16 protein-coding genes are annotated in these 9,675 nt (G+C 72.5%); 6 read left to right on the forward strand and 10 right to left on the reverse strand.

The features are described 5' to 3' along the window. Positions 1 to 74: 74 nt before the first annotated feature. Positions 75 to 404, forward strand: a complete 330-nt coding sequence (locus ACE3Q3_RS16445) for a hypothetical protein (RefSeq protein ID WP_374447910.1) — start codon at positions 75 to 77, stop codon at positions 402 to 404. Positions 405 to 482: 78 nt separating this feature from the next. Here ACE3Q3_RS16445 and ACE3Q3_RS16450 read toward each other — a convergent pair whose 3' ends face one another. Both ACE3Q3_RS16450 and ACE3Q3_RS16455 read right to left on the reverse strand, forming a co-directional pair. Continuing rightward, a complete protein-coding gene (locus ACE3Q3_RS16450; protein ID WP_374447912.1) occupies positions 483 to 656 on the reverse strand; it encodes a hypothetical protein in 174 nt (57 codons plus the stop codon). A gap of 74 nt (positions 657 to 730) precedes the next feature. Next, positions 731 to 895, reverse strand: coding sequence for a DUF1328 domain-containing protein (locus ACE3Q3_RS16455; protein WP_374447914.1), 165 nt, complete (start codon positions 893 to 895; stop codon positions 731 to 733). Between the two features lie 222 nt (positions 896 to 1,117). Here ACE3Q3_RS16455 and ACE3Q3_RS16460 point away from each other — a divergent pair, with 222 nt between their 5' ends. Continuing rightward, positions 1,118 to 1,495 carry a PRC-barrel domain-containing protein gene (locus ACE3Q3_RS16460; protein ID WP_374447916.1) on the forward strand — a complete coding sequence of 126 codons (378 nt, stop codon included), beginning with the start codon at positions 1,118 to 1,120 and terminating at the stop codon, positions 1,493 to 1,495. Between the two features lie 57 nt (positions 1,496 to 1,552). Here ACE3Q3_RS16460 and ACE3Q3_RS16465 read toward each other — a convergent pair whose 3' ends face one another. Together ACE3Q3_RS16465 and ACE3Q3_RS16470 are read right to left on the reverse strand one after the other, a co-directional pair. Next, positions 1,553 to 1,969 (reverse strand): hypothetical protein, encoded by a 417-nt coding sequence (locus ACE3Q3_RS16465; protein WP_374447917.1) that lies wholly within the window; start codon positions 1,967 to 1,969, stop codon positions 1,553 to 1,555. Further along, entirely contained in the window at positions 1,969 to 2,283 is a 315-nt protein-coding gene (locus tag ACE3Q3_RS16470) for a hypothetical protein (protein WP_374447919.1), read from the reverse strand. The genes ACE3Q3_RS16465 and ACE3Q3_RS16470 overlap by 1 nt, the downstream gene beginning before the upstream one ends. Positions 2,284 to 2,498: 215 nt before the next feature. Here ACE3Q3_RS16470 and ACE3Q3_RS16475 point away from each other — a divergent pair, with 215 nt between their 5' ends. Then, positions 2,499 to 2,945 carry a PRC-barrel domain-containing protein gene (locus ACE3Q3_RS16475; RefSeq protein ID WP_374447921.1) on the forward strand — a complete coding sequence of 149 codons (447 nt, stop codon included), beginning with the start codon at positions 2,499 to 2,501 and terminating at the stop codon, positions 2,943 to 2,945. 66 nt (positions 2,946 to 3,011) lie between these two features. Here ACE3Q3_RS16475 and ACE3Q3_RS16480 read toward each other — a convergent pair whose 3' ends face one another. The 3 genes from ACE3Q3_RS16480 to ACE3Q3_RS16490 all read right to left on the reverse strand — a co-directional run bounded on the left by ACE3Q3_RS16480 (position 3,012) and on the right by ACE3Q3_RS16490 (position 5,365). Continuing rightward, positions 3,012 to 4,295 carry an aminotransferase class I/II-fold pyridoxal phosphate-dependent enzyme gene (locus ACE3Q3_RS16480; RefSeq protein WP_374447923.1) on the reverse strand — a complete coding sequence of 428 codons (1,284 nt, stop codon included), beginning with the start codon at positions 4,293 to 4,295 and terminating at the stop codon, positions 3,012 to 3,014. A 181-nt stretch (positions 4,296 to 4,476) separates the two neighbouring features. Further along, complete coding sequence (locus ACE3Q3_RS16485; protein ID WP_374447924.1) at positions 4,477 to 5,106, reverse strand: sigma-70 family RNA polymerase sigma factor; 630 nt, start codon at positions 5,104 to 5,106, stop codon at positions 4,477 to 4,479. Further along, complete coding sequence (locus ACE3Q3_RS16490; RefSeq protein ID WP_374447926.1) at positions 5,081 to 5,365, reverse strand: hypothetical protein; 285 nt, start codon at positions 5,363 to 5,365, stop codon at positions 5,081 to 5,083. The genes ACE3Q3_RS16485 and ACE3Q3_RS16490 overlap by 26 nt, the downstream gene beginning before the upstream one ends. A 337-nt stretch (positions 5,366 to 5,702) precedes the next feature. Between ACE3Q3_RS16490 and ACE3Q3_RS16495 the strand changes: the two genes are divergently transcribed. Beyond that, the gene (locus ACE3Q3_RS16495; RefSeq protein WP_374447927.1) at positions 5,703 to 6,152 is read left to right on the forward strand and encodes a TerB family tellurite resistance protein; all 450 of its coding nucleotides are present in this window, start codon (positions 5,703 to 5,705) and stop codon (positions 6,150 to 6,152) included. A gap of 22 nt (positions 6,153 to 6,174) precedes the next feature. Here the strand turns inward: ACE3Q3_RS16495 and ACE3Q3_RS16500 are convergent, their stop codons facing one another. From ACE3Q3_RS16500 to ACE3Q3_RS16510, 3 genes are read right to left on the reverse strand one after another with little or no spacing between them, the layout of a single operon-like run. Then, positions 6,175 to 6,429, reverse strand: coding sequence for a hypothetical protein (locus ACE3Q3_RS16500; protein WP_374447929.1), 255 nt, complete (start codon positions 6,427 to 6,429; stop codon positions 6,175 to 6,177). Positions 6,430 to 6,462: 33 nt separating this feature from the next. Continuing rightward, the gene (locus tag ACE3Q3_RS16505) at positions 6,463 to 7,488 is read right to left on the reverse strand and encodes a glycosyltransferase family 4 protein (protein WP_374447931.1); all 1,026 of its coding nucleotides are present in this window, start codon (positions 7,486 to 7,488) and stop codon (positions 6,463 to 6,465) included. A 20-nt stretch (positions 7,489 to 7,508) separates the two neighbouring features. Next, positions 7,509 to 8,357, reverse strand: a complete 849-nt coding sequence (locus tag ACE3Q3_RS16510; protein WP_374447933.1) for a VOC family protein — start codon at positions 8,355 to 8,357, stop codon at positions 7,509 to 7,511. A 169-nt stretch (positions 8,358 to 8,526) separates the two neighbouring features. Here ACE3Q3_RS16510 and ACE3Q3_RS16515 point away from each other — a divergent pair, with 169 nt between their 5' ends. After that, complete coding sequence (locus ACE3Q3_RS16515) at positions 8,527 to 8,856, forward strand: hypothetical protein (protein WP_374447935.1); 330 nt, start codon at positions 8,527 to 8,529, stop codon at positions 8,854 to 8,856. Positions 8,857 to 8,886: 30 nt separating this feature from the next. Next, positions 8,887 to 9,615, forward strand: a complete 729-nt coding sequence (locus ACE3Q3_RS16520) for a TerC family protein (protein WP_374447936.1) — start codon at positions 8,887 to 8,889, stop codon at positions 9,613 to 9,615. Positions 9,616 to 9,675: the final 60 nt, after the last annotated feature.

The raw sequence follows: 9,675 nt of genomic DNA on the forward strand, positions 1-9,675 counted from the left end.
GGTCGTTGACGGGCACGACCGCCGGCGCCCGGAGCGGCCGGCCGGCCCAACCTGCCCCAAGGGAGAAGTTGCCGATGACCGTCGCCAAACCTGCTGCTGCCAAACCGACCGCGACTTCGTGCAGCGACCATCCGACCTTCGCCGAGGCGATGGCCGACGTCGGCCGGCATTTCGAGCGGCCCGAGGCGGTCCTGCTGTCACGCGACTTCGACCGCGCACAGAAGGTGGCGCTGCTGCGGCAGTGGGACACCGACCTGCGGCTGCTGATGGTCGCCGCCGAGGAGAACATGCCGCCCGAAGGCACCGATCGCACCGGCGACCAGATGCGCCTCGTCCATGCGGCGCTGGAGACGCTCGGCGCCGCCCCGGCCGAGGACGGCCCGCCGACCAAGACGGGCGGGTGATCGGCCGGACGGGTCCGCGAATGCACGAAAGGGCCTCCCGCCACGCCGGAGGCCCTTTCCTTGTTCGAGCCGTCCCGCTCAGAGGACGAAGACGGCGAGCACCACGGCGAGTGCGGCGATGCCGATCGCCAGCGAGGTCGCGAGCACGTAGCGCACGCGATGCAGTTCGGCGCCCTGCCGCGCCGCGGTCGGGTCGAGGTCGTGGCCGCTGGCGTCGCCAGGCTCGGATCGGATGGGATTCGGGTTCTGCATGCAGCGAGAACCGCTCCGGACGCGATCGGGTTCCCCCCGTGACCCTGTCGGCCCTGACCCTGGCGCCCGTGACCCTACCGCCGACGCAGGGCACCGACGACCAGCGTCACGACGAAGCCGATCAGGAAGATGATGAACAGGATCTGCGCGATGTCGGTCGAAACGGCCGCCACTCCGCCGAAGCCGAGCACGCCGGCGATCAGGGCGACGATCAGGAAGACGAGGGCATAGTACAGCATCCGACGGCGCTCCCTTCGGGCCGATGCCTCGCCGCGCCCGCTGCGCGATGGTCCGCATCGACGGCGGGCAGAACGCCCGTCTCGGGGGCCCGGTTCCGCCCCGGAACCCGCCGCGCCGCATCGCGTTGGCTTGGACAGAGATGGGGTTGGACAGAGATCGCGGGCCGGCCCGCCTCCCCATTCCCGAGACGACGCCCCATTCCGCGAGAAGAGGAGCGAAGGATGCGCGAAGCGACCGCCGACACCACCAGCCCCGGCTCCCTGATCGCCGCCGATCGCGTCGAGGGGACCGCCGTCTACAATCGCCAGGGCGATCATCTGGGCGCGATCAAGACGGTGATGATCGACAAGCCGAGCGGCAAGGTGGCCTACGCCGTCATGTCCTTCGGCGGCTTCCTCGGTATCGGCGAGAAGTACCACCCGCTGCCGTGGAGCATGCTGACCTACCATCGCGGCCAGCGCGGCTACGTCGTCGACCTCGACAAGGCGCAGCTCGAAGGCGCGCCGTCCTACGATGCCGCGACGCCGCCCGACTATGACGATCCGGCCTGGGGCCGGAAGGTCCACGACTACTACCGGGTCCCGCCCTACTGGATGTGACGCACTGGATGTGACGCGACGAATGTCGGCGAGGGGGGCGCCCGGACGGCCTCCCTCTCACTTTTCCCGAGCGCGCATGCCATAGACGAAACCGGCGACGGCAGCCGCCAGGACCCCGGGCGGGATGCGGGAGACGACGCCCGCCAGCGGCGCCAGCGTCGCCAGGCCGATGGCGGCGGGATCGACTGCCGGAACCTCGGTCCGCCGCCGCTGTCGCCGCACCACCAAGTATCCTGCGACCGCGACCAGAAGCGCCAGCACCAGGAAGCCCCCGCCGACGATGGCGGACGCTTCCGGGGCCGGCAGCCGCCAGCGCAGCCACTGGTAGCCGGCGGCGACCAGGAACGCGATGCCGGCGAGCGACAATGCCAGCACGGCCGCGGCGAACGCCGCACGAAGGCCGGCCAGCCGGGCATGCGTGCGCGCCGACGCGGCGAGACGCCCGACCGCCAGCAGGCGGAAGAGCGCGTGCATCAGCGACGCAGCAGTATCGCCGCCGCGACGCCGGCGGCGAACGCCGCCGCCAGGGCCGTCATCGGGTTCTCCGCGACGGAGCGCTTCACCTGCTCGCCGACCTCCTCGGCCCGGTCCATCTGGTCGCTGACGAGATCGCCGATCTGACCGCGCAGATCCTCGAGCTTCAGCTTGGCCTGCTCGATGCCGGCGGCGCCGGCGGCGCCGGCGCTCGAGCCGATCTGCTCGATGTCCCCGGCGATGGCCGCGAGCGCGCCCTGCAGCGACTGGACGCTGCGTTCGAGCTGCCGGATCTCGGAATCGGTTCTCGCCATGGAAGGCTCCTTGCTGATGCCAATGCTGCGAGCCAAACGCGGGGGCTTCCGCGAACGTTCCAGGCGGTCGCGCGGCGAACTTCGCCGGGACTTCGCCGGCCGGCGGCGGAACTTTCCGGCGGTGGCATGGGTTCTAGCGCCATCGGAAGGCCGACGGCATCGCCCCTTCGGCCCCTTCCGGACGGAACATCTCTGCCTGCATACAGGAGGACTCCATGCGCAACTCGATGATCGCCATCCTGGCCGCCGCCGGGGCCATCGCCGTCGCCCCCGCGATGGCACAGACGACGATGCCCGCGCCGACCGACCGGCCTGCCGCCGTGACCCCGGCGCCGGCGACCCCGCCCGCCGCCACCGCCCCCGCCGCCCGCAAGGACGCCCGCAAGGACGAGGGCAACCCCGTGACCGGCATGCGCGTCAGCAAGATCATCGGCACCAAGGTCGTCAATTCGGCCGGCGAGAACGTCGGCTCGGTCGACGACCTCGTCGTCCGCGAGAAGGACCAGGTGGTGATGGCGGTGCTGTCGGTCGGCGGCTTCCTCGGCATCGGCGACCGCAAGGTGGCGGTGCCGTGGAACGAACTGACCTTCGGTCAGAACCGCACCATCACCTACAACGTCACCAAGGAGCAGCTCCGCGCGCAGCCCGAATTCCAGGGCTGACCGCCGCCCCCATCGGGCCCGCGAAAGGGTGCCGGCGGCAACGCCGGCACCCTTTTTCGCGGTCGGTCAGCCGCGACCGGCGCGCGCCCGCTCCAGCCCCGCCAGCAGGATGCAGAGCGCGATCCCCTCCGATGCCAGCCGGACCTCGTCGAGGGACGGGAAGGTCGGCGCGAGGCGCAGCGTGCGATCGTGCGCGTCGCGGCCGTAGGGCGAGGTGGCGCCGGCGGGCGTCAGCGCCATCCCCGCCTCCCGCGCCAGTTCGACGACCCGCTGCGCGGTGCCGTCCATGGCGTCCACGGTGATGAAATAGCCGCCCGCCGGCTTCGTCCAGCGCGCGACCCCGGTGTCGCCGAGGCGGGCCGACAGCGCCTCGTCGACGGCGGCGAACTTCGGCGCCAGCAGCCGGCGATGGCCGTCCATGTGACGCTGCAGGCCGGCATCGTCGCGCAGGAAACGGACGTGGCGGATCTGGTTGAGCTTGTCCGGGCCGATCGTCCGCTTGCCGGCGCGGGCGAGGTACCAGCGGACGTTGGCCTCGGACGCGGCGAAGAGGGCGAGGCCGGCGCCGGCCAGGGTGATCTTCGAGGTCGACGCGAAGACGAAGGCGCGGTCGGGATGGCCCGCCTCGCGGCAGAGATCGAGGATGTCGGCGATCTGCCGCCGCTCCTCCGTCAGGTGGTGGACGGAATAGGCATTGTCCCAGAACAGCCGGAAGTCGGGGGCCCCGGTCGGCATCGAAGCCAGCCGCCGGATCGCGGCCTCGGAATAGATCTCGCCGCTGGGGTTGGAGTATTTCGGCACGCACCACATGCCCTTGACCGCCGGGTCGGCCGCCAGCGCCTCGACGGCATCCATGTCCGGTCCCGCGCCGGTGAGCGGCACCGGCAGCATGCGGATGCCGAACTCCTCGCAGATCGCGAAGTGGCGGTCATAGCCGGGAACCGGGCAGATGAAGGCGGGCGCCGCCTCCCTCGACCATGGCCGCGGCGACCCGGGAACGCCCTTGAGCAGGGCCCAGACGACGCAGTCGTGCATCAGCGCCAGGCTCGAATTGTCGCCGACGACGATGCGGTCGGGGCTGGCGCCCATCATCTTCGAGAAGAGGGCCCGCACCTCGGGCAGCCCCTGCAGCCCGCCATAGTTGCGCGCGTCCTCGCCGGCCTCGGTGAAGTGGTCGCCGTTGCCCGGCAGCGCCAGCATGCCGGAGGCGAGGTCGAGCTGGTCGGGCGCCGGCTTGCCCCGGGTCATGTCCAGCTTCAGGCCGCGCGCCCGGAAGCGCTCGTACTCCGCGCGCACCCGCGCCAGCCGCTGCTCGAGGTCGGCGGCCGACAGTTCGACGATGGCACCCATTGCAGTCCCCTGAGATCGGCCGGACCGACGGTCCGGGCGGGCATGACATACGACCGCGGGGCCCGGCCGTACAACCCGGAGCCGCGGGACGCCGACACGAAACGGGCGCCGGCGGAATCTCCACCGGCGCCCTCGCCGTCCCGGGCTTCACCTTCCAGGCGCGGTCCCGCCGCGCCCCGGATCAGGCGTGCATCGCGAGCTCCGCCCCAGGGGCCGGCGCGCGCCGGCGGGCGGTCGCCGCCGCGTCCTCGTCGGAATGGCCGCGGGCAGCGGCCTCGGGGCCTTCCAGGAGTTCGTGGAGATGGTTGCGGGCCCGGTTGAGGCGGCTCTTGATGGTGCCGACGGCACAGCCGCAGATCTGGGCCGCCTCCTCGTGGTCGAGACCGGTGGCCGCCACCAGCATGAGCACCTCGCGGTGCGCCGGCGACAGCTTCTCCATCGCCCGTCCGAGCTCCGCCAGCGCCACGCTCGGCAGCTGGGCGCCCGGCAGGGCGGCGAGATCGGGGGTCAGTTCCTCGCTGCGCCGGCGCCGGGCGGAGCGCAGGTCGCTGATCCACTGGTTGCGCAGGATCGTCATCAGCCAGGCGCGGATGTTGGTGCCCTGCTCGAAGCGGTGCTCGGCGGCCAGCGCCCGCGTCATCGCGTCCTGGACCAGATCATCGGCGCGGTCGCGCACTCCGGTGAGGACGCGGGCGAAGGCACGAAGCTGCGGCAGGCAGAGCAGGATGCCCTGGCGGAAATCGCCACGGTAGGCGGTGACGGACGGAGGCTGCGTCCTGGCCGGGTCAGCGGCGCCGCTCGCGGTCCGCATCGGGTTCGCCCTGGCTTCGGGGTCGGTTCGCATCATCGTTCATCCCTCGCTCAGCGTTGTTCGGTTCGGCCGGTGCATCGCCGAGAAGCATCCGCAGCATGTCCTCCGGGATCTTCTCTTCGAGCACCGCGTCGTGCATCGTCTTCAACCGGCGATCGACCCATTCGTCGAAGAAGTTCCGCGGCGACCGGGAGGCATCGCCCCCGTGGCGGCCGGAGCCGCCGGCGATCGTCCGTTGGGTCTTCTTCTCGTCGGCCACCGGCGGGCTCCCGTGCTGGGATGGATCACGACTGCCTCCCCGGAAACCGTCCGTGGGCTGGGATCGGCGGCTTCGCGGTCGCGTTGCCGAAATATGCAACGCACGGAGCGCGAATTCGATCCCGCGTGATCGTCCGATCGGGAGCGTTCTTTCCTGCCTCTCCTTTCCGGGGCCCCGTGCCCCCTTGTCAGGCGGTCATTCGGCACCCGGATTCCGATCGAATGCGGACGACAAGAAGGCAATGTTGTGGCCGGCCTCGCGCCGAACGGGCGAAGCCCCCATCTTGCTTTCGCCGCGCGCGCCTCCTCCGCCCAACCTCCGGCTGCAGGTCCGACCCATGTTCCAGCGACTGATCGAGATGTTCACCGCTCCCGCCGTCGCCCCGCCCGGCGGCGAGGACGGAATCGAGCTGGCCGTGGCCGCCCTGCTGATCGAGGCGGCGCGCAGCGACGACCAGTTCGGCACCGGCGAACGATCGACGATCCGGAGCCTGCTCGCCCGGCGGTTCGACCTGACCGGGCCGGAGACCGACCGCCTTCTCGCCGCTGCCGCCGACGCGCAGGACCGCTCGGTCGGCCTCTACCGCCACATCCGGCGGATCACCGACGGTTACGACGCGCCCGGCCGCGTCGGCGTGATCGAGATGCTGTGGGAGGTCGCCTATGCCGACCGCCGGCTCGACCCCGAGGAGGACGCGCTGATCCGCCGCATCGCCGGCCTGATCCATGTCTCCGACCCGGAGCGCGGGGCGGCGCGCCAGCGCGTCCTGGCCCGCCGCGGGGCGTGACCGCCCGCCGGGCGGTGCGCCGTCAGAAGGGCTGGCAGACGAACTTCAGCGTCTCCGCCGACACGCCCGCCAAGGCCGCCCGCTTGCGGTCGAGCGCGCAGGCTTCGCGGGCCGCCTTGTAGGACGGGGCGGCGTCGCCGCCGACGATGCGGACCGTCACCTCGTTGTTCTTGTGCGCGACGATGAGGTCCGAATGGCTGGCGCACGCGGCGAGCGCGGTCGCGATCGCCGCCGTGGCGCCGAGGATCCAGATGCTGCGGGTCCAATTGCTGCGCATGGCGCATCCCTCCCGTTTGCCGCCCCGCCGCCGTCAGGCGGCCAGGGCCTCGAAAGCCGCGGCGGCGGCATCCCAGCCGGCATCGGCCGACCGGGCGAGCGCCGCCCGGTGCTGGTTCTGCCACAAGGGATCGTCGGTCAACAGCCGGAACGCCGCGTCCGCCATCGCCGCGGCATCGTCGACGACGAACCCGGTGACCCCGTCGGCCACCCGCTCCGGCAAGGCCCCGACCCGGCCGACGACCGCCGGCAGGCCGAGCGCCTGCGCCTCCGCCGCCGCCAGGCAGAAGGTCTCGTCCGGCGACCCGGCATAGAGGAAGAGCCGGCACGCCGCCATCGCTCGGGCCAGTTCCGTCTTGGGGAGGGGCGGCCGCACGTCGATGCCGTCGGCGGCCCGGGCCGCCACCCGCTCCAGGACCGGGGCGATGCGCTCGGCCGTCCGCGGGTCGCCATAGACCCCGCCGCCGGCATGGACGAGGAGGCGCGCGCCCGGGACCCGCGGCCGGATCGCCGTCGCCCACAGGTCGGCCAGCGCCTCCAGGCCGCGCAACGGGTTCGAGGTGAAGATCGCGACGGGGGGCGGCGGCGGACGTTCCCGCGCGCCGAGGAACGCCTCCGAGACACCGAGCGGGACGATGCAGCGCCGGCCGCCCATGCCCCAGACCGGGTAGGTCGCGGCGTGATAGGCGCCGGTGAAGACCAGGATGGGCCGGCGCCGGGCGAGCGGCCATTGATAGCGCCACTTCAGGAGATAGCGGGCCGGGTTGTGGACCCAGAAGACGGTGCGCCGGGCACCGCGGCACCAGCCGAGGACGCGGTGGCCGCGATTGGCGACATAGAGGTCGGCACGCTCGGGAACGCCGGCCTCGATGGGCGCCCAGACGACGCCGCGATGCTGCAGCCGCCGGGCGCCGCGGGCCAGCGCCCGCACCGCATGGCCACGCGCCGCCAGGGCCTCGGCGAGCGCCACGAAGGCGGTCTCGGCGCCGCCGAGGGCGCGCTCCGCGGCCGCCGGTCCGTCGAAGACCACCCCGTCGTCGGCGAGCACGATGGCGGCCATCGCGGGCCGCGCCCCTGCCGTCAGTCCGGACGGAACTCGATGAGGGCGCCGCGGGCGGCCGCCGGGGCCACCACCAGCGAGCGCCCCTCCTCGACGAACGGCACGCCGCCCGCGGCCAGCGCCTGGCGCGCGGCCGCGCGGCTGCGCACCCGGACGACGAAACCGGCGAGGCCCGTCGGCGGCAGGTCCGACAGATCGGCGCCGGGATAGCGCGCCCGCAGCGCCTCGGGCCGGAGCAGGACGAGCGGCGCCGTCCCGGTCGCCACCGCCACGCCGCCCGCGACCGGGCTGGCGCCGCGGTCGAAGATGCGGTCGTAGGCGCGGGCGGCGGCGGCGGGGTCGGCGGTCGCCAGCATCACTTCGCCCAGCCCGTAGGCGGTGTTGGCGTGGCGCAGCAGTGCGGGCACCCAGACCGTGTGCGGCGTCAGGTGCTGGCAGCAGAACATGCGGGCGTCGGGCGTCGCCTCGGGCGGGAACTGGGTGGTGTCGAAGGCGGCCTCGGCGCTGCCCCCGCCCGGCATCGGCACCGGCCGGGAGAAATGCACGGGATCGGCCGCGGCGACGCCGAGGGCGCGCATCTCGGCCGCGGCCTTGGCGGCGCCGTCGGTCTTGAGCGCGACCCCGCTCATGCCCTCGCGGCGCGCCAGGATCTCGCGCCAGCGGGCGTTCGCGTCGGTTTCGGCGACGACGCCCATGAGCTCGAAATAGTCGCGCTCCAGCATGACCGTGTGGTTGCCGGTGCCCATGTGCGCGCTGTGCGTCCCGCGCGGCGAGATGGTGAAGCCGAGCCGCCCGTAGTCGGCGGCGGCGGCCGCCAGGTCGCGGACGAGGACGATGACATGGTCGATGCCGAGGACGTGGGCGCGCATCGCGGGTGGGCTCCTGCCGGTCGGGAACGCACCACTCTTACAGAGCGCGCGTGCGGTTTGGCCAGCGGCGGGCCGGGAAATCGGCTAGAGTGCGACGGATGTCGACGATGCCCACGGGCACCGCCCTGCCCGGCCCCGCCCCACTCAGCGCGATTCGGACCCGCCCGCGATGACGGGCTTCACCGACCCCGTCGATCTGCTGGTGCCGCTTCTTGCGGCGGTGATCCATCCGCTGACCGGCACCGTCGCCGTCGCCGGCGCCTTCCTCGCACGCAGCCGCTGGACGGTGCGCGGCACGACCGCCGGCGCCGCCGGCCTCGTCGGCCTGCTCGAGGTTCTGGACATGCCCGGGATCGCGCACGCGGCCTTCGCCGTTGTCTCGGCGGCGCTGGGCGGCCTGCTCGTCGCCGAGGCCGTGCTGGTCGTGCTGGCACCGCTCTTCGCCCTGCTGTTCGGGCTGGCGGCGGTGATCCTGGCACGGTTCCGCGCCCTTCGCTGAACCCGCTCGACAGAGGGAGTACGACCCCACATGGATTGGCTGACCGACCCGCATGTCTGGGCCAGTCTGGCGACGCTGACCGCGCTCGAGATCGTGCTCGGCATCGACAACCTCGTCTTCATCGCCATCCTCGCCAACAAGCTGCCGGAACATCAGCGCGACCGCGCCCGCAAGGTCGGGTTGGCGCTGGCGCTGCTGATGCGGCTGGCGCTGCTGGCGTCCATTTCCTGGATCGCCGGACTGACCGCGGTCGTCTTCGAGATCGCCGGCCATTCCTTCTCCTGGCGCGACATCATCCTGATCGGCGGCGGCCTCTTCCTCGTCTTCAAGGGCACCCGCGAGATCCACGAGCGCGTCGAGGGCCATGACGAGGCGGTGGGCGCGACGCTCGCCCGCGTCACCTTCCAGGGCGTCATCCTGCAGATCATCATCCTCGACGCCGTCTTCTCGCTCGACAGCGTCATCACCGCGGTCGGCATGGCCGAGGAACTGTGGGTGATGGTGACCGCCGTCATCGTCGCCGTCGCCATGATGCTGGTCGCCTCGGGCCCGCTCAGCGCCTTCGTCTCGCGGCATCCGACGGTGAAGATGCTGGCGCTCAGCTTCCTGCTGCTCATCGGCATGGTGCTGGTCGCCGACGGCTTCGGCTTCCACATCCCGAAGGGCTACGTCTATGCCGCCATGGGCTTCTCGGTCCTGGTCGAGAGCCTGAACCTCGTCGCCGCCGCGCGCCGCAAGCGCAAGGAAGCGGCGCACTGACGGCACGGAACGGGCCGCCGCCGGGGCCGCGTGTCTGCCCCCGGGGCGGCCGCTACAGTC

Origin of the sequence: Allostella sp. (assembly GCF_041913585.1) — a bacterium.
Lineage (GTDB): Bacteria > Pseudomonadota > Alphaproteobacteria > ATCC43930 > Allostellaceae > Allostella.